Consider the following 23,528-nt stretch of genomic DNA (forward strand, 5'->3'; position numbering starts at 1 on the left):
GTCACAAACTTCCTTGGGACAGCCTTTTCCATTTATTTTTCCTCTTTTGCTAGTTGTTCAAACGACTTCACTTTCCCGTGCGGTTCATTTTGCGCTTGCTTTCGAACGGTCCATTGTCGCTCTTTTTGTCGTTTCGATTGAGTCATTGTGCCACCTCCCCTTTTATCATTTGTCCATTCGTTTATTTTATGACTTTTTTATTGTTTGAAAATTTTGTATATTTTAGATAAGGGGAAAAGAGGGAGAGGAAATTGCTACAATCGAAACAAGCAAAAAAAGCGTTACAAAAAGTGCAACGAGTCGCGAAAGAAGCAGCCGTGTTGGCAGAAAACGTCAATCAGCTGAAACAAATTTTACATCGGTTTGGTATTTCATAAAAACGACAAAAGCGAGCCTAGTGCGCATTGGCTCGCTCGTTTTTTGTGCGATAAACGTATGCCCCGATCCCGATGACGGAAAGAACGAACGGTAAAAGCATCTCCCCTGCTTCTAAACTAGCTACGACGCTACATCCGAAACAAAAGAGAAGCGGCTGTTTTAACCACGCTTCATGGCTAAACATCCACCATTCTAACAATCCTATCGTAAACGCCAACACATACATCGTTCCGTCGTTAAGCAAAAAGTACTGGCTAAACGCAAACGCCCCGCCCCATAGCGCAATGGCAGCCGGCAATAAAAGAAACGCTTCGTGCTCCCGTACACCGCGCTTAAACACATATATATGAACGATAAGTCCAAAAGAAAAAACAATAAGAGGCCATACACGTGCATCGTACCATTGAATGATGTGGAATGTCTCAAGTGTAAATACAATAAGCAAAGCTACAATAGCGATAACCGTTTGCCGCATGAGATCACCCCCTTACATTCAATGTACTACATTTCGTTTTTTCTAGCTAGGCATTTTTCGATAGAAAAGTAAAAAAATAAAGATGATACTAACATACCCAAACAAAGGGTACAATACGGTTAAAAGCGCATGATACCCGACTAAACTAAACGCATACATCATAAGTAAAAGCACGATGAGAACAAAGATCGGCGTTTGAGAAAAAAGCGCCAATTTTCGATGCAGTCCGAACACCCCTGCAACAAACGATGAAAAAATTTCACCGTAAATGATCACAACATATAGCCCATAAAACGAAGCGAGCGAACGTTTCACGACTTCCGCCATCGGAATGCTGTAAGATAGCAAATTAGGAAGTAAAGAAAGCGCGAAATGACTGCTAAATAAAATAAACATAAGCAATAAGCCGCCAAGCCATCCCCCAAGGCGAATCGCCCGTTCATCTTTTACTTCAGTTGCAAGCGGAACGAGCACAACTTGTGCCATCGCTAAATTAAACGCCACATACGCAAACGGAGAGAAAAAAGCGGCAAGCGGCGGCTTTGTCCAAACGATCTCTCCCCCATTCATAAACGAAATCGATAAACTAAATGCGATCATAAGCGGCACGACAATGAGATTGACGCTTAAAATGCCGTTTAAACCAAACAACATCGTCACAAACGCAAGCAACACCGTAAACATAAGCCCGACATGCGCCGGCATATGAAGCTGTTCTTCAAACACCGCCCCCGCCCCAGACAACATAACAGACGTCACGCTAAATAGCACAACAAACATAAACAAATTGACAACTGCGCTCATTTTTCCAAACAAATATGCATTCATTTGTTCATACGATCGCGCTTGAAGCCGATTTGCCATCACCATTAAACGCGTCCCTAAAAAAATAAATAGACCTCCGCTTCCTGCAATCATGACCGTCCCAATTGCTCCGTATTGCGTAAAAAACTGTACAATTTCTTTTCCTGTCGCAAATCCAGCCCCGACTACCGTTCCGACATATACAAACGCAATTTGAATCGCCCGCATCCACATACGCTCTCCCCCACTCGTCCATTTTTTCTATATGTATATGAAAAAAAACGGCGAATATTTTCCGCCGTTTTTCTTATTCTACAACTATATCGACTTTTGGCATATTGTGCATATTTTTTGCTGTCACATGTGCGACGACGGTATACGTCCCTTTCGTTTCAAACGTATAGCGCGCGACATACTTTCCGTCGCCCGCATGCTTTCCTTCAATCTTTTCGCGATTGTCATCGCCATGTTTCCACACTTCAAATTTTACTTCCGATGCATCGGTCACTTTTTCGTCACCGTATGTCACAAAACATGCAAGCTCGACTTCTTCATTTGCCGGAAGCTTTTCTTCTACCGCCATTTTGACGTCTAAATACGCCAGCTCTTCTTCTTCTGCTTTGTTTGCACAACCTGCCACAACAAGCAAAGCGAAGACAAACAACAACAACAACCACTTTTTCATTTTAATCTCCTTCCATGTTACAATAATTTCACAAAATCATCACAAATGTTTGCTACAATGATGATACATATACACGATGGAGGATGCGTACGATGCAAGTTCGTTTCTTTTTTTTACTTATCATCGTCGTTTTATTGGCAAGCTGCACACCAGAGACGTACACCCCAATTCCCCGAAACAAATCGGTCGTTGGGGTCGTCAATATAAAGGAGCAAAGCTTATCCTTCGTTGATTATAACACAAAAAAAACGATGGCAACATGGAAGATGAAAAATCCGGTAACGAAAGCCATCCTCCTTCCTGATGGCGATACGGTCATGTTGTTTGGACAAGACATGGATGAAATGATGATGTACACGCTATCGACAGGGAAAGAGAAAAAACGTTGGCGCGTAAACAAAGGGGTTACCGATGTGCTCGTCACAAAACACGAATTGCTCGTTGTGAACGAAAAAGACGGAACGGTATCGGTCATGACGTTCGACGGAAAAGTAAAAGAGACGATCGCTACTCCCCCCTCCCCTTTTTCCATCGTCGCCGACGACAAACATCGGCAATGGATTGTCATTCATTTTAAAGACGGAGCAATCTCATTCATTGATCAGGCGACAAAACAAGTCAAACGAACGGTCGATACGCTCGATTTTGCGGTCAGCGGCTTAGTTGTTGCTGAAACGGATGAACTATGGGTCGGTGGACATGGCAGCGGAGCGTATATTCAGCAAGAAGCGTATGTTCATTCGCTTGTCGACGGACGGTTGCTTGCGCGTGTGAAGGCAGAAACGATGCCGATTCAATTTTCGCAAACGAGCGAAGCGGTATATGTACTTTGTCACGGTTCAAACATGCTATATGCATTTGAACCGAAAACGAAACATGTCATACACTCACTTAACATTGGCGCGAATCCTTTTGCGATGATAAAAACAAAAAGCGAGCTTATCATCGCTAGCTACGACAGCAACGAGCTCGTTTTTGTCGATGAAAAAACATTCAAACAAACGAAAACCGTTTCCGTCGGACAAGGGCCGTTTTACATCTTTTTCCGCGATGCGAAGGAGGAATAAATATGCCAACGATTTTAATTGTTGACGATGAAAAAGAAATGCGTGAATTGCTTCGTCTTTATTTAGAACCTGAAGGGTTTACGTGCATCGAAGCAGAAGACGGTGAAGCTGGACTTGCCGAGTTCGGACGAAAACATATCGATTTAATTTTGCTCGATATTATGATGCCAAAACTAGACGGCTACCGCTTTTGCATGCACGTGCGTGAACGTTCGCAAGTGCCGATCATTTTTTTAACAGCACGAAGCGATGAGTGGGATCGCGTTTATGGATTACAAATTGGCGCGGACGACTACATCGTGAAACCGTTTAGCCCAAATGAAGTCGTCGCACGCGTGCACGCTGTCCTTCGCCGAACGAAAGGAACAGACGTAACGACGTCATATGAAGCAGGCCCAATTGTTGTTGATGAAAAAGCACGAAAAGTGATCGTAAACGGAAAACCGGTTGTATTAACGTTAAAAGAGTTTGAACTGCTCGTGTTGTTTGTCAAACATCGCGGTCAAGTATTTACACGCGAACAGCTGTTAGATCGCGTTTGGGGCATTCATTACGTCGGCAGCACGCGCACCGTCGATACGCATATTAAAACGTTGCGCATTAAACTCGGCGAAGCCGGACAGTGCATTCAAACAGTATGGGGAGTGGGATATAAATTTGATGAAACGATTTAATTCTCTCTCACTCCAACAAAAACTATGGCTAACGATTAGCGCCTTTTTAATGCTTGCGGTGTTGCTTTTATATGCTGTTGCTGTTTATATATATGAAAACATTTATATCACCAACGTCGAACAACGTTTATTACAAGAAGGAATGAACATTGCCGCAAAATATAAAGGCGGTGCACTCACCGACTCGTTTCGCAACACCGTTTCTATCATCAATGACGTATCCGATACGGAAATTGTACTCGTGAACAACCCACGTGAATTGAGCGCATGCTTGCCGTTTGAAGTCGACCATCATGCGATTATTAGCGAAGCGGAACGACAACAACTACTCGCTGGAAAAACGGTAACGAAAAAAGGATATGAACAAACATTTAATCGGCATATTGTCGGTGTCATCATCCCGCTACTCGATGAACATCGCCTCATGGGCATTTTATATTTGTACGTGCCGCTTGCATCGATTGAAGATGTGCTTAAGCGCATTCAAACGTTCATCATTATTGGTGGAAGCCTTTTTTTACTCATTACTGTATTTGTCGGACGAAAAATCGCGATGCATTTCACGAAACCGCTGCAACATATGCAACAAGCCGCCTATCGCGTCTCGCAAGGCGATTTTTCCGCACAAGTGAACGTCGAAGCGGAAGACGAAATTGGGCAACTTGCCAAAACATTTAACCAAATGGCAAAAGCGCTCGCGCAAGAAGATGAACGAAAAAAAGAATTTTTAGCAAACGTCTCTCATGAATTGCGCACGCCGCTAAGCTATGTGAAAGGATATAGCGAAGCGCTACTAGACGACGTCGTGAAAGATGAAGCGCAACAAAAAAAATATATAAAACTCATTCATCGCGAGGCGAGCCGCATGCAACGCCTCGTGCGCGATTTGCTCGATTTAGCACAACTCGAAGGCACGTATCCGCTTGTACGCACACCATTTTCAATTGCACAATTAGTCGAGGAGACGATTGAAAAATATGAACCGATGTTGCAAGAAAAAAACATTCGCCTTTTGCTTGACCTCGATCATGACTTAATCGTCGATGGCGATCCCGACCGTATCGAACAAGTGTTGCAAAATATGCTCGATAATGCGTTGCGCTATACTTCTTTCGGCGGAACGATTTCGTTGCGTGCAGTAAACAAACAGCCGATGTGCGAACTCATGATCGCTGACTCCGGATGCGGCATGTCAAAAGAAGATATCGAACGATTAGGCGAACGATTTTTCCGCGCCGACCGCTCGCGCTCGCGCGAACATGGCGGCACAGGACTTGGCATTGCGATTACTAAACAAATTGTCAAGCTACACGGCGGCTCGATTCGTTTTGAAAGCGAACGAGGGAATGGAACGACCGTATACATCGAATTGCCGCTATACGATGCGATATAGTACAACAGACTTACCCCATGATTAGAAGGACACAGCGCGATGAAATTACATGCTATTCCTAAAAATAATGGAAAATGAACTCCCTAACCTCAATAAAAAATTAGCGCAATGGGCTTATGCAGGAATTGGAGGCTATGGGGATCCAAAGATTCATTGGGCAAAATATATGGTTGTTTTCAAAAATGAAACAAAAGAGATAGAAATGGAAAAAATGGATACGTACATTAAAAATATACTACAAAATACGAAAGGACAAATGGGTACTTCTTTTCAATGGACTTATCCATCTAAGAAAAAAGGAAAATCCATACAGCTAAAAGGAAAGATCGTTTAACTTTTTCTATTTGGAAAATGTAAGAAGGTGTCCAAATCTTTTAGGACACCTTCTCATGTTTTTCAGCTTTTACGACGATGCGATCGTCCTCTACGTCGATATGAATCGTGCGCACATCTTGTTCATCAAGCAACACGTCGGCAATTTGATCTTCGACATGTTCTTGAATGACACGGCGGAGCGGACGAGCACCGAACGTTGGATGATAGCCGAGTTCAGCTAATTTTTCTTTCGCTTTGTCGCTAATCGTCATCGTCACATGTTGTTCAGCGAGCGTACGTTGCAATTCCGCAAGCATAAGGTCAACGATTTGCAACATATGCGCTTTTTCAAGCGGTTTAAATTCGACAATGGCGTCGAGACGGTTTAAAAATTCTGGTTTAAAGTATAGGCTGAGGCGTTGAAGTAAGTCACCTTCTCCGATCGTACCAGCGTTTGATGTCATAATGATGACCGTATCTTTAAAGCTGACGGTGCGGCCTTGGCTATCTGTTAAACGACCATCTTCTAAAATTTGCAAGAACATATGTTGAACGTCTGGATGCGCTTTTTCCATTTCATCAAGCAAAATGATGCTGTAAGGGTTGCGGCGCACTTTTTCCGTCAATTGACCAGCTTCTTCATGCCCAATGTAGCCAGGAGGTGCACCGATAAGTTTCGATACAGCATGTTTTTCCATATATTCGCTCATATCTAAGCGAATCATCGCATCTTTTGAGCCGAATAATTGTTCAGCAAGCGTCTTCGATAATTCTGTTTTACCTACGCCAGTCGGACCGACGAATAAGAACGAACCGATCGGACGGTTTTTCGCTTTTAAGCCAGCGCGGCTTCTGCGAATGGCTTTCGCGATTTTTCTCACCGCTTCTTCTTGACCGATCACTTTTTTCGCTAAGTTTTCTTCTAAATGTTTCATTTTCGTTTGTTCCTCAGCTTGTAATTTGCCGACTGGGATGCCTGTTTTTTCTTCAATGATTTGTTGAATGTGAATGACGTCAACGACAGGTTGTTCCGCTTGTCCGTTTTGTTGTAATTGTTTTTCAAGTTGCAATTCTTCTGTGCGCAATTTCGCCGCTAATTCGTAGTTTTCTTCTTGCGCAGCTTTTTCTTTTTCTTTTCTAATTTGTTCGAGACGTTGTTCGATCGCTTCTTTATTTGTCGGTGTCGCTTTTAAGCTTACTTTTGAGCCCGCTTCGTCTAATAAGTCAATCGCTTTGTCAGGAAGGAAGCGGTCTTGAATGTAGCGATGCGACAATGTGACGCAGGCGTGAATCGCTTCATCTGTATATTTCACTTGATGGAATTGTTCATATTTTGGCTGAATGCCTTTTAACATGTTAATCGCTTGCTCGATCGTCGGTTCATGGACGATGACAGGTTGGAAACGGCGTTCAAGCGCAGCGTCTTTTTCAATTTGACGATATTCTTTTAACGTTGTTGCGCCGATGATTTGTAATTCGCCGCGAGCAAGCGTCGGTTTTAATATGTTGCTTGCGTCCATCGAGCCTTCTGCCGAACCTGCTCCGACGAGTAAATGAATTTCATCGATGAATAAAATGACGTTTTTCCGTTGTTGCAATTCGGCAATTAATTGTTTCATTCGTTCTTCAAATTGACCGCGAATGCCTGTATTGGCAACGAGCGATGCAACGTCAAGCACGTACACTTCTTTGTTTAATAGTTTCGTCGGAACAGACCCTTCGGCAATTTTAAGCGCTAATCCTTCTACGATCGCTGTTTTACCGACGCCCGGTTCACCGATTAATACCGGGTTGTTTTTGTTGCGGCGATTTAAAATTTCGATGACGCGTTCAATTTCTTTTTCGCGTCCGATAACCGGATCGATAAGTCCTGCTTTCGCAAGTTGTGTTAAGTTGCGACCGAATTGATCAAGCAATCCATTTCGTTTCGGTTGTTGTTCTTGTTGTTGTTGGACATGGGAAACAGATTCGCTAGTCAGCGGTGCGAAGAAGTCGGAGAACAATTGATCGAAATGATCGAAGTGGAATCCTGCTGGAACTTTTAATTGTTGTTTTTGTTTTTCATAGCACGCATCGCAAAGGTGTAATTGTTGTTTTTCGTTATTGACTTGCACGTGTAAAAAGACGTTCGCTTGTTTTTGTTTACATACTTGGCACATCATAGGCACCAACCTCCTTTTGACTTTGACTATATTTGACCTTTCTGTCTTTATTATAATTTGACCTTTTTTGATTTTCAAGACCTTTTTTAAAAAAAAATAAAAAAAAATGATAGAAAAATTCCCTATCATGTTTTCTTCAACCCATTCATCAAAAACTGAATCGTCCGATCGATTTCTTTTTCATCATCCCACGGATAATCCGGCATGACGATAAGGCGCGTTAATAAAAAACCGGCAATTGTCGTGACCTTTTCGGCGGAAGTGGATATTATATATATTCCGTTCCCTTCTTGTAAATATGTGCTAAAAATTTTTTCGTTGACGAAAGGAAAAGATTTTTGTACGATAGAAACGACAATGAAATACGAAATCTTTCTCGTCAACTAAGATGAGATAGAGGTCGCGGCAAATAAGAGTAGTTTCATCGAGGCGCAGAGACGCCGATGAAGTGGAATGAAAGGATTTGTCGCCGAAGTTTATAGCGTGCTCTGGCGCTATAAGCTGGGCCTGTGACCGAATAGGTGCAGGACTGTCATCGCGCATGCGGTGGAGAGCTATCGATCTTAAGTTTGATGCGGATGTGTCATATATTGTGCACCCGTTGAAAACTTAGGGTGCACTTTTTTATTTTTCGTATGACAACAGCCCTCCGCCCGCCTGCGTCGCCATAATCATGAATGAAAGGATGACGAACATGAAACAACAACAACTCGGGTTTTGGTTATTGACAGCGCTCGTTGTCGGCAATATGGTCGGATCGGGCATTTTTATGCTTCCGCGCTCGCTTGCTGAGGCGGCAAGCCCTGCTGGCGTGTTGCTCGGTTGGCTGCTGACGGGGGCTGGGGTGTTAATGATTGCGATCATTTTTGGCAATTTAGCTATTCGTAAACCGGAATTAAACGGCGGACCGCAAATTTACGCGAAGGAACTGTTTCCGAAAGGTTCAAAAGCATCCATTTTATCCGGTTTTATGGCTTCTTGGGGCTATTGGATCGGCAACGTCGCTGGAAACGTTGCGATCATTACGACGTTTGCTAGTTATTTATCGACGTTCTTCCCTATTTTAACGAGCGGACATGTCGTCTTCTCTGTTGGCTCATTTACATTAAAACTTGGCAATCTGCTCACGTTTCTCGTCTGCACCGCACTTTTATGGATGATGCATGCGATCATTTTACAAGGAGCAGAAAGTGCCGGAAAGTTGAACTTTGTCGCAACGGCAACGAAAGTGCTTGGCTTTTTCTTATTCATTGTTATCGGATTGTTTGCGTTTGAAAAAAGCTATCTCCAACCGTTTGTTGCTCCGCGTTACGATGAAGCAGGTCATACGCTCGGATTGCTTTCGCAAATTAACAACGTCGCGTTAAGCACACTTTGGGCGTTTATCGGCATTGAATCAGCGATCGTTTTTGCTTCGCGTGCCCGAAAACAAAGCGATGTCAAACGCGCAACGATTGTCGGACTATTCATTGCTTTAGCCATTTATATTGGCATTAGCATACTCGTCATGGGTCTGTTAAAACAAGATGTGCTCATTCAATCTGAAAAACCGCTCGTCGATGCAATCGGTACGGTATTAGGTCCTATCGGATCGCAACTGCTTGCCGGACTCGGTTTAATTAGTTTAATCGGCTCAACGCTCGGCTGGATTTTTTTAAGTGCTGAAGTGCCGTACCAAGCAGCGAAACAAGGATTATTTATTCGCGCCTTTTTACAAGAAAACGAAAAAAGCATGCCGCGCTTTTCTTTAATCGTCTCAAATATGATTGCCCAATTATTTATTTTTTCAACGATTTCAAACTCAATGGCGGCCGCATTTGATTTCGTCATTTATATTGCAACATTATCGTATCTCGTTCCGTATTTCATCGCCTCCGTCTTCCAATTGAAGCTCGTTTGGACGGGTGAAACATATGAAACGACGAAACAACGAATGACAGACGGCATCATCGCCCTTCTTGCGACCGTTTATTCCATTTGGCTCGTCAAAGCAGGAACGGCCGATATGAAAACATTTTTGCTCGGCGTCGCCTTGCTTGCAAGCAGCTTACTTTTCTATCCGCTTGTTGTCAAACAACATAACGAACAACCGAACAAACAAAAACAATCAGCATAACAAAACCCCCGTCCATATTTGGCGGGGTTTTTTCATTTTCTCAGTCTTTTTTTCATCTTTATGTTATAATATTCCTTGAATTTTGTTTTGTTGAGGGAGCGTATATGGGGAGAGAGAGAATGAGACGATGGTTGTACATCTTGCTTGTTATGATCCCATGCCTTGTAGGAAGCGCGTGGATTGTGCTTTGGCAAGATGAACAACAGCAACAACAATTGCTCGAAGAAACGCTCTTGTTTGCGAATATACATAAAAACGATCTCGATCGCTTTCTTGCGGAGACAACGACAAAACTCGAGACGTTAGCGTTTATGGTTAGCAAACATATGGCGATGTTAAGCGAAAAAGACATAAACGACATGTTGCAACAAATAGAAAAACAAGACGTTCGTTTTCATCACATATCGTTTTTTTCTGAAAGTACAAGTTCAGCGATGCGATTGGCGAAAACGACAAAACAAACGGTCATTGACAGCGATCATACAACAACAATCGTCACACCGATTGTCGATGAAAAAACAAGTGATACAGTCGGTTTTTTTGTGGCGGAATTACGTATGGATTACATAAAAAAACGGATGAAAATCATTGACCAAGACGCATCGTTTCGTTTATATGATGAGCGTGGAACGATGTTGTTGGCAACAAACGACATTCGCCCATCACAACAAACGGTGACGGTTCATTTAAATTATGCACCATGGATAATTGAAGCGAACGTGCCGCACGTAACGATGAAACAAAATGTGCAAACATCCCTTCCATACATCTTATTGCTGATCGTCGCCATCCATATTGTTTGGCTACTGATTCAATATTGGTTATTAAAACGGCAAACGATGCTTGAACGCATAGAGACCGAAGCACAAAAACTTGAATTAGTCGGCACACTCGCCGCAAGCACCGCGCATGAAATTCGCAACCCGCTTGCCGGCATTAAAGGATTTATCCAACTGTTGAGTGAAAAGCATAAAGATACCGAATCACAACTTTATTTTTCGGTCATTCAAAACGAAATTACACGCATTAACGACATCGTCAATGAGTTTTTAATTCTCGGCAAACCGACGGCACAAAAACTTGAAACGTGCGATTTGAACAATATCGTTTTAAGCATTCATCCAATTATTGAATCGCAAGCGCATTTGCATAACGTCGTGTATTCGTTGCAATGCGCTCGCGTACCTTTACCTATTCGCTGTTATAAAGACCATTTAAAACAAGTCGTTTTAAATTTAGCAAAAAATGCGATCGAAGCGATGACCGATGGCGGTGAGCTAACGATTTTGCTGACGAAACAAAACGACTGGGCGGTGCTGCAAGTGGCGGACAATGGATGCGGCATTCCAAACGACGTAAAAAACAAACTGTTTCAACCGTTTGTCACATCGAAGCAAACGGGAACAGGACTCGGGCTTGTCATATGTAAACGAATCGTTGACATGCATGAAGGAACGATCGACATTCATAGTATAGAAAATAAAGGAACGACGATTACCGTTCGCCTTCCTTTACAGTAGGAGGTGGAAACATGTTTGACATGCTTGTTGGCAGTACGTTATCTGCGCTAGCAACAGGTGCTGGCGCGATTCCCATTTTATTTTTATCGCGCTCCCTTACGCACCAATGGCGCGATATGTTGCTTGCGTTTACCGCTTGAGTCATGATGGCAGCATCCATGCTCGGCCTCATTCCTCAAGCGCTATCTTCAGGAACGTTTCTCTCGCTTGCGGTTGGACTATGCATCGGCGTATTGACGTTAACGCTTCTTGAAAAAATGGTGCCGCATATTGATTTAAAGCATACTGAAAGCAGCATAGCTGTTGATAAAAAATCGCTCCTTGTGCTCGCCGCCATTACGCTCCATAACATCCCGGAAGGACTATCAGTTGGCGTGAGCTACGCCTCTTGGGAAGGGGGCGAAATCGGCAACTTAATCGCCTTAGCGATCGGCTTTCAAAACGCTCCAGAAGGATTGCTCGTTGCGCTTTTTTTATTTAATCAACGCATTTCAAAAGGAAAAGCGTTTTTCATGGCGATGGGCACAGGACTTATTGAACTCGTCGCTTCGATCGCTGGCTATTATTTAACGTCCGTCGTCGATTCGCTCGTTCCGTACGGTTTGGCGTTCGCAGCTGGCGCGATGTTGTTTATCATTTATAAAGAGTTGATCCCGGAAAGCCATGGCGACGGAAACGAACAATCGTCCACGTATGCCTTTATTATCGGATTGTTACTGATGGTCTTTTTAATCGAAACGTTTTAAAGGATGAGGATCATGTCGAAATATTATATGCTTCTTTTATTGACAAGCGCACTATGGGGAGGCAACTTTGTCGCAAGCAAACTGCTCGTGCCGCACGCCTCCCCCCTTTCATTAACGTTTATGCGCTGGACGATCGCAGTTCTTTTTTTATTTCCGATCGTATTAAAAAAAGAACGGTCCGTCCGCCTGCAAAAACGCGGCATTATCCCGCTTATTGCGATGGGCATGACAGGCGTCGTATTATTTAACGTTTTTATGTTTCAGGCGCTTCGCTACACATCGGCCGATCACGTCGGGCTCATCTCAACGTTAAATCCGATGGCGATTGCGCTTGTTGCTTACGTCGTATACCGTGAGAAACTGACGATGAGACAATGGTTAGCCATGACCGTCTCCCTTATCGGCGTCCTTTTATTTATGACGCACGGACAGCTTCATCGCGTGCTACACGTCAATATCGGCGATGTATGGATGATCGCTGCCGTCATCGTTTGGGGCATCTATTCCGCATGCGCAAAAGCGGTCATGAAATGGTATTCTCCGCTTGCGGCAACGTTTTGGTCAGGCGTCTTTGGCGTCGTTGGATTGTTGCCATTTGTATCTTCCTTTTCCGTTCATCACGTAAACGTCTCGTTTTTGCTTGCGCTCATCTATACGAGCATCGGGGCGACAGTGCTTGCGATGTTTCTTTGGAACGTCGGCGTGAAACAAGTCGGTGCCACAACAGCAGGGATGTTTTTAAATTTTAATCCGCTTTTTACCGCATTGTTTGCATACATATTGCTTCATGAAACGTTAACGGTGGCACAATGGATCGGTTCGTTCATTACGATCACAGGCGTTGTGCTGTTTACAAAAAAATAGAAGGGGCGTTATTCCCCTTCTTTTTCTACGTATGGATGTGCCACCCATCCGGATGGATCAATAAACAAACGGACGGCAACGACTTGACGGTCGTCCATTAACGTAAAGAAATGCGGATTTCCTTCTGGTACGGAAATAACGTCGCCTGCCTCTAGTTCAACGTCAAAATAACCTGTTTGTTCATCGCCCTTAATGACGAAAATGCCATGACCAGCGACGATCGCCCGCACTTCATCTTCCGTATGTGTATGCACTTGTTCAAATTTTTTCAACAACTCTTCTAAATTTGGCGTTTGTTCACAAAGCGCCACGACGTCCCACGTTTTATAGCCTCTCCGCTTCGCTAAATCTTCAATTTCCGTCTGAAACGTCGCTAAAATGTCCGCTTTTTCTTCGTCTGTTAATACAAACTTGTTTTGTAAATGAGCAGGAAGTTTGCTTGCATCCCACCGTTCATACAACACCCCTTGGTTGTTTAAAAACGCCGCAACGTTTTCTTTTCCTTCAATCACTTCCCCTGTGTTTCGCACTTTAATGACTGCCATACATATTTTCCCCCTTATCGTTTAATAAGCAATAATTTCACATGATATTGACATAAAAACTCGCACGCTTCTAAAAACTTTTTCGCCTCTAACACATCTTTTCCCCAAACGGTAATGCCGTGGTTGCGAATAAGCACCGCACCAGCATCTCCATGGACATGGTCGGCGAACGCTTTTGCTAACGTCGGAATATGGGCGAAATTCGGAATAATCGGAATGCGAAATTGCGCATCTTCCTCCCATAATCCGAACGCTTTAATTATTTCTTGATTCGAAAAGACGACTTCCCCTTCGTCACCGTACAGTTCTGAAACGATATTGTTGTCGACCGTATGCACGTGCAAAACGCAACCGGCGTTCGTTTTGTTGTAAATTTCGACATGTAATAACGTTTCTGCGGACGGTTTCAAGTGCGTCGCCTCCGCTGGCTGTCCGTCAGCATCGACAAGTAAAAAATCTTCCGCCGTCTCTTTTCGTTTATCTTTTCCGCTTGCGGTGACAAGAAAGGTAAGCGGCTCATCGCTCACTTTCAGCGACAAATTGCCGCTTGTCGCCATAAACCAGTCGCGCGCCGCTAGCTCTCGTTTGACTTCCGCTAGCTCTTCCCATTTCTCTTTCATACAATCACCTCGCTCTCTTTCAACACATGAATGACGTCATAAAACGTCGTAAACGGCGTATGCGGTAAGTTTAGCTCACGGCATTTTTCAAGTAAAAAGTCGCGCGCGATGACGTGATCGGCTAGTTTCGCCGCCGCTAAATCGGTAATGGAATCGCCAATCACAATCGTTTTTGCCCCTTTTGGCGCGAGTTTACGAAGAAGCGACGGCTTGCAGCACCCGCATTCATTTTCGCAATGTTCATCGCACGCATACGGCCACGTAATGTGGATCGTTTCCCCGCTAAAATCGGCGCTATTACAAAAAATGCGCTCTTTTTCAATCAGTCCGTCAAGCAGCGGATAAACGAAAAAGTCGATGCCGCCGCTCACGATATAAAGCGGGATTTGCCGTTCGTTCGTAAACGCGACAAAGTCGGAAAATCCGTCGCGAATGCGGGCGGTGTCAATCAGAAATTGCACGATGTCTTCTTTCAGCGTCGTCGGCAACAACGAAAACATGCGCCCGACTCCTTCCTGCACCGTACATGCCTGCGCCAATATATCGTCTTTGATCGCTTCCCACTCCGGCGGAGCAAACTGTTTCATTAAAGCAATAATATTATCGTTTAACGTAATCGTCCCATCAAAATCGCAAAAAATGACCGGCTTCATCATGCGCTCCCCCATAAGTCAAGCGCTTGTTTTAACGCTTCGTTTTCCGTCGCAGCCTCATGAAGCGAACGCCCAGAAAGCACCGCTTCCACCGCGGCGCGAAACGCTTGCCCGCCACCGACAGCGCCTTGCGGATGTCCGTGCACTCCACCGCCCGCGTTAATGACACAATCGATGCCAAAGTCGCGCATAAGAAGCGGCACAAGCCCTGGATGAATGCCGGCAGATGGAACAGGGAATGCGCGTAAAAACAAATCTTCTTTCGTCAACTCCTCAGAAATGGCGAGCGCCTGTTGCTTTTCAAGCGCAACGCTTCCGTACGGCGATGGAAAGAGCGAAAAATCTGCCCCTGCCATGCGCAACAATTTCCCAAGTAAAAGCGCATAACTGACGCCATACACGTGCGACGAAGCGATCGCTCCGCTAAACGACGGATGCGCCATAATCGGCAAACGAATGTCATCATCTTCACGAAGCGCTTGCAACACGTCAAGTCCGTATGTAAACACGTTAAACAACAACACGTCCGCCCCTAGCTCCGCCGCACGCTTCGCTTTGTCTTTTAGTTCAAACGTTTTACCTGTTAAATTGACCGCATATAACGTCCGATGCCCTGTTTGTTCGTACACGTCTTGTAGCGCTTGTTTTCCTGCGACAATGCGCTTTTCAAACGACGTTAAGTCATTGTCAAATAAAATTTCATCGTCTTTGACGAGATCGACCCCACCGAGCGCTTGCAGTTTTAATTGTTCGGTGACGTATTGTAAATCACGCCCAATGACCGCTTTAAAAATGCTCATCACAAGCGGACGGTCAAAAACGCTAAGCTTTTCGCGTATGCCGTCAATGCCAAAGCGCGGGCCGGGAAAAGCACGCTTCAGTTCGTCCGAAAACGTTAAGTCAACAAGTTTAATCGTTCCGTCAAGCGACAATTTTCCAAACGTCGTCGTCAAAATCGCTGGAAAATCGGCGCTAAAATTGACGCTCGGATACGAAATGCGCACGAGCGCACGTTTTAGTCTTTTGCCAAAAAACGTATTGACCCGCTCATCTTCTTCGAGCTGTTCAATGGACTGAACAACGCCTTTATGTTTTTTCAACTGCTCTTGTTCAAGCTGCGGCAAATCGGTCCACGACCCGACAGTCAATCCAAGCGCAATCCCTTCCGCTTTTTTCACTAAGTCTTTGTCGTCATGGATCAAATATGTTGCGGTAATCATCTTCCCACTCCTTTACAAATAAAAAACCTCTTCATAAGAAGAGGCTCAATCGTTCGTCTCTTCTTATCTCTCAGCGCACTGCTGCGAGAATTAGCACCGTGCTTAACACTTGTTAAGTCGGTTGCCGGGCTTCATCGGGCTCGTCCCTCCGCCTACTCTTGATAAGAATTCGCAATGTATAAAATTTTTCAAACAGTTCGTTTTTCACAAATTTAATTCGAATTATGACAGCACATGTGGCGTTTGTCAATCATTTTTTTAAAAAAGTTGCAACCGCCCGATGCGTTCCGCTGCTTCTTGAAGTCTTGCTTCGCTTGTGAGCAGCCCTGTGCGCACATAGCCTTCCCCATGTTCGCCAAACCCAATGCCCGGAGCGACCGCCACGTGCGCTTTTTGAAGCAAAAGGTCAGCAAACGTTTCCGACGTATAGCCGTTTGGCACCGGAAGCCAAGCGAAAAACGAACCTGCTGGCGCTTGCACATCCCAGCCGATGTCACGCAATGCATGAACGAACGTGTTTCTTCTTGCTTCATACGTCGCGACAAGCTCGGCGACGCATTGTTGCGAATCAAGTAGTGCGACTGCTGCCGCTTCTTGAATCGCCCCGAACATGCTGACGTATAAATGGTCTTGTAATACGTTGATCGCTTCGATCATGCTTTCGTTACCGACCGCAAAACCGATGCGCCATCCTGCCATATTGTACGTTTTTGAGAACGTATAAATTTCAATGCCGACGTCTTTGGCCCCTTCGACTTGTAAAAAGCTTACTGGCTTTTTCCCGTCAAAGCCGATCGCTCCGTATGCGAAATCGTGTACAACACCGATACGATGTTTTTCAGCAAACGAAACCGTGTCTTGAAAAAACGATTTCGTTGCGGTTGCGCCGGTCGGATTGTTCGGATAGTTTAAAAACATCAGTTTCGCCTTGCGAACGACATCTTTGTTTAGCTCCTCGTAATTAGGTAAAAAGCCGTTTTCCGCCCGTAGCGGCATCATTTCCATGCGCGCCCGCGCAAGCACGACCCCCGACCAATAGTCTGGATAACCGGGATCAGGAACGAGCACAACATCGCCCGAATTTAATAAGCAAAGCGGCATTTCAACAAGCCCTGCTTTTCCGCCAAACAAAATAGCGACTTCTTTTTCAGGATCAATCGTCACGCCATACTCGCGTTTATAAAACGTCGCCACTGCTTCTTTCAAAAACGAATAGCCGCGAAATGGTGAATATTTATGATACTTAGGCTTTGCTACCGCCTGTTGCATCGCGCTTACAATGTGCGCTGGTGTCGGCTGATCTGGATTTCCTTGTCCGAGATTAATGACATCATGCCCTTTGGCAATGACTGCGTTCACTTTTTGCACGAGCGAAGCAAAAAATTGCTTCGGAAGTTGCTGTAACAAGTTCGATTGCGGAAATGTTTTCATTTTTCACACCTACTTCACAAAAAGGTTGAAATTCTAGTCAAGAATCATATATCGTAAAAATCAAAATGTAAAGAAAATTTTTTTGAGGTGAATGAGATGAATATCGCTTGCGTGCAAATGGACATTGCGTTTGGAGCACCGGAAAAAAATAAACAAACAGTCGTGCGCTACATGGAACAAATCGCGAAAGAAGCCGATGTCGTCGTTTTACCTGAACTATGGACGACAGGTTACGATTTAACGAGGCTTACTCATATTGCCGATGAAAACGGCGAACAAACGAAGGCGTTTCTTTCCGAACTTGCCCGCACGTATCGTGTGCATATCGTCGGTGGATCGGTCGCGAAAAAAGTGGCGGACAACATAACGAATACGATGTATATCGTCCATCGAAACGGCGATGTCGTTTGTGAATATAGTAAACTTCATTTGTTCAAATTGATGGATGAACATAAACATTTGCAAGCTGGGGAAACGACGGGTATATTTTCGCTTGACGGTGTGACGGGCGCAGGCGTCATTTGTTATGACATTCGCTTTCCAGAATGGATTCGCGCGCATACGCTAAACGGTGCGGAAGTGTTATTTGTCGTTGCGGAATGGCCCCTTTCGCGCCTTCATCATTGGCGCACGTTATTAATGGCGCGAGCGATCGAAAATCAATGTTACGTCGTCGCGTGCAACCGCGCAGGAAAAGACCCGAACAACACGTTTGCTGGGCATTCGATGATTATCGATCCGTGGGGAAATATTCTTGCAGAAGGAAGCGAACAAGAAACAGTCATCAAGGCAACGATCGACATAAGCGAAGTACAACGCGTACGCGCCCGCATCCCGATTTTTGCCGATCGTCGTCCAGACGTGTATAAAATTTTTGAAAAAAAAGATTGACAAACAAGCGAGAAGCGATGTATGATTCAAATCAAGCGAATTCACGAAACGTTTTCACTATTCAAAACATTCAAATAATGATAAACACTCTTATCAAGAGCAGGTGGAGGGACGAGCCCGATGAAACCCGGCAACCGGCGATGACGCACGGTGCTAATTCTTGCAGCAGTAGGCTGAGAGATAAGAGGTGCGAAGCAAACTTCAAACCTCTTTCGTTCAGCGAAAGAGGTTTTTTATTTATGCTAAGGGAGGAATTACTATGTACGAACCGTTAACAGAGCAAAAGGCGGTCGCGCTCGCGATTCGTTTAGGGCTATTCCAAGAAGATGCGCTTCTTTCATGCCAAGAAATTGGCGATGGCAACTTAAACCTCGTCTTTCGCATCGTCAACGAGCGCACAAACGACAGCATCATCATAAAACAAGCATTGCCGTACGCGAAAGTCGTCGGCGAAAGCTGGCCGCTTACATTAAAGCGCGCGACAATCGAAAGCCAAGCGTTGCGCACGTTCGCAAGCTACGTCCCTCAGTATGTACCAAAAGTGTATTATTCCGATGAGACTTTAGCGATTACGGTGATGGAAGATTTATCCCATTTACAAATTGCACGTCGCGGGCTGATCGAAGGAAAAACATTTCCGAAGCTTTCTGAACATATCGGCGAGTTTGTCGCGAAAACGGCGTTTTATACGTCTGATTTTGGCATGAATCAACAACAAAAAAAGAAGCTCGCCCAACAATTTACAAACCCTGAACTTTGTAAAATTACGGAAGATCTCGTCTTTACCGACCCGTTTTTTGACCACGACACGAACAGCTTTGAAACGGAGCTTCGTGCTGATGTCGAGCAGCTTTGGCAAGATGATGAACTCAAGCGCGAAGCAGCGAAATTAAAACGGCTCTTTTTAACAAAAGCAGACGTGTTGCTTCATGGCGACTTACATACCGGAAGCATATTCGCAAGCGACGATGACACGAAAGTAATTGATCCAGAATTTGCATTTTACGGTCCGATCGGCTTTGATTTAGGGCAATTTTTTGCCAATTTACTATTAAACGCCCTCTCTCGCCATGAAAGCGAACGCGAGCCGCTCTTTACGCATATTGAAAAAACGTGGGACGTGTTTGTTCGTACATTTACAACATGTTGGCAAGAAAGCAACGAACCGTATGCGCGCGTTTCTTTCGTGCTCGACGACATCGTAAGCGACGCGCTCGTCGAAGCGATCGGATTTGCGGGTTGCGAAGTCATTCGCCGCACGATCGGCTTAGCGCATGTGGCGGACCTCGATGAATTGCCGCTTGAACGGCGGCTAGAAGCAAAACGGCACGCTCTTCGCCTCGGACGCGAACTCATCGTGCAACGTGAACATTTGCCGATTCATGCTATCAAACGTCTCGTACAACAAACCGCACATGTCAACAGCTAGGAGGAAAATGATGAAATCTGTACAATGGCATGATACGCATATTACGATTTTAAACCAACAAGCGTTGCCTCATAAGACTGAATATTTAGACTTAAAAAACATAAAAGACGTATGGGACGCGATCGTCGCGTTAAAAGTGCGCGGGGCGCCGGCGATCGGCATGACTGCTGCCTTCGGGTTAGCGCTTGCGGCAAAATCATATGAAACAAACGACTTAGCACAGTTTCACGCCAATTTAAAGCGCGACCGCGACTATTTAGCGAGCTCGCGCCCGACTGCCGTCAATTTATTTTGGGCGCTTGACCGGCTTATGAAAAGCGTCGCCAACGCCACCTCGGTCAATGAAGCGAAAACGACGCTCATTCATGAAGCGATTTGCATTCAAGTTGAAGATGAAGACGTATGCCGACGCATCGGCGAACATGCCCTTTCTTTGTTCCAAGACGGCGACCGCATCATGACAATTTGCAATGCGGGGGCGATTGCTACCGCCCGATACGGCACGGCGCTCGCACCGTTTCATTTAGCGAAAGAAAAAGGAATGACGCTTCATGCGTACGCTTGCGAAACGCGCCCTGTGCTGCAAGGTGCGCGACTTACCGCTTGGGAACTTTCGCAAGCTGGCGTCGATGTGACGCTCATTACAGACAATATGGCAGCGCAAACGATGAAAGCCAAACATATTTCCGCAGTCATCGTCGGCGCCGATCGCATTGCCGCCAACGGCGATACAGCGAACAAAATCGGCACGCTCGGCTTAGCGATTTTAGCGAACGCGTTCAACATTCCGTTTTACGTCGCCGCTCCGCTATCGACGATCGACTTACAGACGGAAACAGGCGACGACATTCCGATTGAAGAACGGGCGAAAGAAGAAGTGACCCATATCGCTGGTGTAAACATCGCGCCGAATGTGAACGTGTACAATCCTGCATTTGACGTTACGCCGCATGAACTCATTACCGGCATCATTACCGAAAAAGGCATCGTGTCTGGCGACTACAAAACGAAGCTACCGACATTATTTGAGGAGGTTTTCGTGTGAACGTGCCATATTACGCTCAAGATATTGTCAAAGGCGCCATTTTAATTTTCGCACTTGCGTTGTCCCATATCGTAAAAAAATAAACCCACCTTATGCGAGGTGGGTTTCAAACGTCCGTTCTTTTTCGACTTTTTCGATGAGTTCATCGATGAGACGAATGACTTCGGCAAATATTTCTTGCTTGTGCGGGCAATGAGTTCATCAATTTGTTTTAACTTTGCGAAATCTTCCGTTGTAAAATGGCTATACGATAACGTATCGACGTCCTTCAAGCAGTTCGCTTACTGCCGAACGAAGACATCATATCCACCTCTTTAGCTGTCAGTCTATTGTACTACATATCGTTCGTCGCTGGCAGAGTAATATAAAACGTCGTGCCGACACCTACTTCGCTTTCAATATCGATGCGTCCGCGATGTTCTTCAATAATTTTATAGCTGACCATTAAGCCAAGTCCCGTTCCGCGCTCTTTCGTCGTATAAAACGGCTCGCCTATTTTTTTTATTTTTTCTTTCGGAATGCCGCAACCTTGGTCGCGAATGGCAATGCGCACGCCTTCGTCGACATGCTGAACGGACACGGTAATCGTCCCGCCTTTTGGCATCACTTCGATCGCATTTTTTAACATGTTAATAAACACTTGTTTCAGTTGTTTCGAATCGCAATAAACGGGCGGAACCGGCTCATATGTGGCTTCAATTTGAATGTTATGCATCGTCGCTTGCACGCTTAATAAGTCAACCGTCTCTTGCATCACTTTCGCGACATCGTTTTTTTCATAATGAGTGGCTTGCGGTTTAGCGAGCACGAGAAACTCGGTAATAATCGATTCAATTCGTTTTAATTCCGACGTAATGACCTCGAAGTACATATGATACGTTTCGCTCTCATGACTCATGCTTCCTTGTAACAGTTGAATAAACCCTTTTAACGCCGTCATCGGGTTGCGAATTTCATGGGCGATTCCTGCCGCAAGCTGCCCGACGACGTTTAACGTATCCGACTTGCGCAGACGTTCTTCCATTTCTTTTTTCTCCGTGATGTCGCGCACCATCATAAGTCCAACATGTTCAATGACGTTTCGTTTAAACGACAGTTCAACAATTCTTTGTTTCCCTTTTCCGTCCACCATGACGAATTCTTCTTCCCCTGCTTCGCTCAACCACGTTTGAAAATGTTTTAAATGATTCGTTTCGATAAAAGCGTGCACACGTTTTCCGATCAACTGTTCTTTTTTTAAAGCGAAAATGCGACACGCTACCGGATTCGCATCAAAAATGCGCTGCTCATCGTCAATTAACATCATCCCGTCCATCGCATGATTAAATATGCTGCGAAACTTTTGTTCTTGTTCGCGCAACTCTTTCTCCATTTTTTTACGTTCGCTAACGTTGCGAAAAATCGTTAAATGGTAGCCGTTAATGACTCCTTTTTTTGACGTAAATTCAAGCTGTTTTCGCTCTCCATTTGGCATATGAAACGTTAATTCGTCGCGAATTTCTCCGTCGCGGAAAAATTGCCGTAATACGCGACGTACTTTTTCATCTTTTGCATCAATAAACTGCATTAAGTTCGCACGGACAAGATCGTGGAGCGGCAATTCAAACGTTCGGCTTGCCGCAGGGTTGGCGCGCAAAATGTTGCCAAAATCATCGCAAATGAAAATCGCTTCGTGAGCTTGTTCAAAAATGGCACGAAATCGCTCTTCACTTCGCTGTAAGTTCATTTCCATATTTCGCTTTTCGGTGACGTCGCGCATAATCGCCATAAAAAAGCCGCTATGTACGTTCGCCGTGAGCGTCATTTCAAACAACTTTTGCATGCCGTCCGCTAAAATAAACGGCAGTTCGCTCGATACTGTCCCTGTGCGCTTTAACATCAGCAACAGTTGTTCGAACAAATGATGATATTCGATCGGGATAAATGTTTGAATAGAAAGCTTGCACAGCTCCTCTTTGTTTGCGTTGACGCTCGCGCAAAAGGAAGGATTCGCATCAATAAATCGCCCTCGTGCATCAAAAATGATGATGCTATCACCTGCGCGGTTAAACAAATCTTTAAATAACGTTTCGTTAATCGAACGTTCACGCTCAAGCACTTTTTTTGAGGAAATGTCGCGGATGATGTATAAATCAAATGATGGGTGGCGGCGCATAAACAATTGCACATGCTTCGTTTCGCCATCAGCTAAACGGATGACAAGCTCGTCATCGTATGACCCGAACTTATGAAGCATTTGTTTTTGAAATTGGAAAATATGTTCAGGAACAAGATGCAAATAGTCTTGAAAATGTTTTTGTAGCAGTTTTTCTTTTGACGCACGAAACAGGCGGCACGCCGCTTCATTCATGTCGATAAACGCACCGTCTTTATTCACTAACGCAATCGCATCTATCGCTTGTTCAAAAATAAAACGATATTGACGAATTTTCTCCTCTATCGCTTCTTTTTCTTGGTTGGCCATGTGGATGGATTGAGGTTTTTCAATCATATTT

At 44.7% G+C, this 23,528-nt stretch carries 22 protein-coding genes, 2 pseudogenes and 3 riboswitches; of the genes and pseudogenes, 12 read left to right on the plus strand and 12 right to left on the minus strand.

Annotated features, from left to right (window positions below; all coding sequences use genetic code 11):
- Positions 1-32: 32 nt before the first annotated feature.
- Positions 33-146, minus strand: a complete 114-nt coding sequence (locus tag NSS60_RS10510) for a DUF6254 family protein (protein ID WP_003396753.1) — start codon at positions 144-146, stop codon at positions 33-35.
- 105 nt (positions 147-251) lie between these two features.
- On the opposite strand from NSS60_RS10510, the gene NSS60_RS10515 reads away from it, so the two are divergent.
- Positions 252-377 (plus strand): hypothetical protein, encoded by a 126-nt coding sequence (locus NSS60_RS10515; RefSeq protein WP_268915715.1) that lies wholly within the window; start codon positions 252-254, stop codon positions 375-377.
- A gap of 17 nt (positions 378-394) precedes the next feature.
- Here NSS60_RS10515 and NSS60_RS10520 read toward each other — a convergent pair whose 3' ends face one another.
- From NSS60_RS10520 to NSS60_RS10530, 3 genes are all read right to left on the minus strand, one after another.
- Positions 395-853 carry a hypothetical protein gene (locus NSS60_RS10520; protein ID WP_004891439.1) on the minus strand — a complete coding sequence of 153 codons (459 nt, stop codon included), beginning with the start codon at positions 851-853 and terminating at the stop codon, positions 395-397.
- Between the two features lie 42 nt (positions 854-895).
- Positions 896-1,891 (minus strand): YkvI family membrane protein, encoded by a 996-nt coding sequence (locus NSS60_RS10525; RefSeq protein WP_192948387.1) that lies wholly within the window; start codon positions 1,889-1,891, stop codon positions 896-898.
- A gap of 73 nt (positions 1,892-1,964) precedes the next feature.
- A complete protein-coding gene (locus tag NSS60_RS10530) occupies positions 1,965-2,342 on the minus strand; it encodes a FixH family protein (RefSeq protein WP_340720838.1) in 378 nt (125 codons plus the stop codon).
- 92 nt (positions 2,343-2,434) lie between these two features.
- Here NSS60_RS10530 and NSS60_RS10535 point away from each other — a divergent pair, with 92 nt between their 5' ends.
- Genes NSS60_RS10535 through NSS60_RS10550 form a run of 4 tightly spaced genes read left to right on the plus strand, consistent with a single transcriptional unit; the run spans position 2,435 to position 5,810 of the window.
- Positions 2,435-3,409, plus strand: a complete 975-nt coding sequence (locus NSS60_RS10535) for a YncE family protein (RefSeq protein WP_004891445.1) — start codon at positions 2,435-2,437, stop codon at positions 3,407-3,409.
- Positions 3,410-3,411: 2 nt separating this feature from the next.
- A complete protein-coding gene (locus NSS60_RS10540) occupies positions 3,412-4,083 on the plus strand; it encodes a response regulator transcription factor (protein ID WP_004891448.1) in 672 nt (223 codons plus the stop codon).
- Positions 4,070-5,476, plus strand: coding sequence for a sensor histidine kinase (locus tag NSS60_RS10545; RefSeq protein ID WP_192948385.1), 1,407 nt, complete (start codon positions 4,070-4,072; stop codon positions 5,474-5,476). Before NSS60_RS10540 ends, NSS60_RS10545 begins: the two co-directional genes overlap by 14 nt.
- A 49-nt stretch (positions 5,477-5,525) precedes the next feature.
- Positions 5,526-5,810 (plus strand): MspI family type II restriction endonuclease, encoded by a 285-nt coding sequence (locus NSS60_RS10550; RefSeq protein WP_035018781.1) that lies wholly within the window; start codon positions 5,526-5,528, stop codon positions 5,808-5,810.
- A 40-nt stretch (positions 5,811-5,850) separates the two neighbouring features.
- On the opposite strand, the gene NSS60_RS10555 is transcribed toward NSS60_RS10550, so the two are convergent.
- Both NSS60_RS10555 and NSS60_RS10560 read right to left on the minus strand, forming a co-directional pair.
- Entirely contained in the window at positions 5,851-7,953 is a 2,103-nt protein-coding gene (locus NSS60_RS10555) for an ATP-dependent Clp protease ATP-binding subunit (RefSeq protein ID WP_004891452.1), read from the minus strand.
- Positions 7,954-8,078: 125 nt separating this feature from the next.
- Positions 8,079-8,201 (minus strand): annotated as a pseudogene (locus NSS60_RS10560) (TetR/AcrR family transcriptional regulator); the annotation flags it as partial.
- 138 nt (positions 8,202-8,339) lie between these two features.
- A riboswitch (Lysine riboswitch) is annotated at positions 8,340-8,518 on the plus strand.
- 129 nt (positions 8,519-8,647) lie between these two features.
- On the opposite strand from NSS60_RS10560, the gene NSS60_RS10565 reads away from it, so the two are divergent.
- The 4 genes and pseudogenes from NSS60_RS10565 to NSS60_RS10580 all read left to right on the plus strand — a co-directional run bounded on the left by NSS60_RS10565 (position 8,648) and on the right by NSS60_RS10580 (position 13,199).
- The gene (locus NSS60_RS10565; protein WP_004891455.1) at positions 8,648-10,069 is read left to right on the plus strand and encodes an amino acid permease; all 1,422 of its coding nucleotides are present in this window, start codon (positions 8,648-8,650) and stop codon (positions 10,067-10,069) included.
- A 104-nt stretch (positions 10,070-10,173) separates the two neighbouring features.
- Positions 10,174-11,589: an ATP-binding protein gene (locus NSS60_RS10570; RefSeq protein ID WP_004891456.1), complete on the plus strand. Its 1,416-nt coding sequence runs from the start codon at positions 10,174-10,176 to the stop codon at positions 11,587-11,589.
- A gap of 11 nt (positions 11,590-11,600) precedes the next feature.
- Positions 11,601-12,335, plus strand: a pseudogene (locus NSS60_RS10575) (ZIP family metal transporter).
- Positions 12,336-12,347: 12 nt separating this feature from the next.
- The gene (locus NSS60_RS10580; protein WP_064214355.1) at positions 12,348-13,199 is read left to right on the plus strand and encodes a DMT family transporter; all 852 of its coding nucleotides are present in this window, start codon (positions 12,348-12,350) and stop codon (positions 13,197-13,199) included.
- 8 nt (positions 13,200-13,207) lie between these two features.
- Here NSS60_RS10580 and NSS60_RS10585 read toward each other — a convergent pair whose 3' ends face one another.
- The 5 genes from NSS60_RS10585 to NSS60_RS10605 all read right to left on the minus strand — a co-directional run bounded on the left by NSS60_RS10585 (position 13,208) and on the right by NSS60_RS10605 (position 17,668).
- Positions 13,208-13,744, minus strand: coding sequence for a 1,2-dihydroxy-3-keto-5-methylthiopentene dioxygenase (locus NSS60_RS10585; RefSeq protein ID WP_004891460.1), 537 nt, complete (start codon positions 13,742-13,744; stop codon positions 13,208-13,210).
- Positions 13,745-13,758: 14 nt separating this feature from the next.
- Positions 13,759-14,364: a methylthioribulose 1-phosphate dehydratase gene (locus tag NSS60_RS10590; protein ID WP_004891461.1), complete on the minus strand. Its 606-nt coding sequence runs from the start codon at positions 14,362-14,364 to the stop codon at positions 13,759-13,761.
- Positions 14,361-15,020, minus strand: coding sequence for a 2-hydroxy-3-keto-5-methylthiopentenyl-1-phosphate phosphatase (locus NSS60_RS10595; protein WP_004891464.1), 660 nt, complete (start codon positions 15,018-15,020; stop codon positions 14,361-14,363). The genes NSS60_RS10590 and NSS60_RS10595 overlap by 4 nt, the downstream gene beginning before the upstream one ends.
- Positions 15,017-16,237, minus strand: coding sequence for a 2,3-diketo-5-methylthiopentyl-1-phosphate enolase (gene mtnW, locus NSS60_RS10600; RefSeq protein WP_004891466.1), 1,221 nt, complete (start codon positions 16,235-16,237; stop codon positions 15,017-15,019). Before mtnW ends, NSS60_RS10595 begins: the two co-directional genes overlap by 4 nt.
- A 60-nt stretch (positions 16,238-16,297) precedes the next feature.
- Positions 16,298-16,405, minus strand: a riboswitch (SAM riboswitch).
- A 90-nt stretch (positions 16,406-16,495) separates the two neighbouring features.
- On the minus strand, positions 16,496-17,668 hold the full coding sequence (locus tag NSS60_RS10605; protein WP_004891468.1) for a pyridoxal phosphate-dependent aminotransferase: 1,173 nt from the start codon (positions 17,666-17,668) through the stop codon (positions 16,496-16,498).
- A 96-nt stretch (positions 17,669-17,764) separates the two neighbouring features.
- Between NSS60_RS10605 and NSS60_RS10610 the strand changes: the two genes are divergently transcribed.
- The 3 genes from NSS60_RS10610 (at position 17,765) to mtnA (ending at position 21,033) form a co-directional block, all read left to right on the plus strand.
- Positions 17,765-18,559, plus strand: coding sequence for a carbon-nitrogen family hydrolase (locus tag NSS60_RS10610; RefSeq protein WP_004891470.1), 795 nt, complete (start codon positions 17,765-17,767; stop codon positions 18,557-18,559).
- Positions 18,560-18,646: 87 nt separating this feature from the next.
- A riboswitch (SAM riboswitch) is annotated at positions 18,647-18,746 on the plus strand.
- Between the two features lie 72 nt (positions 18,747-18,818).
- On the plus strand, positions 18,819-19,988 hold the full coding sequence (mtnK, locus tag NSS60_RS10615) for an S-methyl-5-thioribose kinase (protein ID WP_004891473.1): 1,170 nt from the start codon (positions 18,819-18,821) through the stop codon (positions 19,986-19,988).
- 7 nt (positions 19,989-19,995) lie between these two features.
- Complete coding sequence (gene mtnA, locus NSS60_RS10620; protein WP_004891475.1) at positions 19,996-21,033, plus strand: S-methyl-5-thioribose-1-phosphate isomerase; 1,038 nt, start codon at positions 19,996-19,998, stop codon at positions 21,031-21,033.
- A gap of 334 nt (positions 21,034-21,367) precedes the next feature.
- Here mtnA and NSS60_RS10625 read toward each other — a convergent pair whose 3' ends face one another.
- Positions 21,368-23,524, minus strand: a complete 2,157-nt coding sequence (locus NSS60_RS10625) for a PAS domain-containing sensor histidine kinase (RefSeq protein WP_035019245.1) — start codon at positions 23,522-23,524, stop codon at positions 21,368-21,370.
- Positions 23,525-23,528 lie beyond the last annotated feature (4 nt).

This window comes from Anoxybacillus sp. FSL W8-0382, assembly GCF_038003845.1.
Taxonomy (GTDB): Bacteria; Bacillota; Bacilli; order Bacillales; family Anoxybacillaceae; genus Anoxybacillus; species Anoxybacillus flavithermus_G.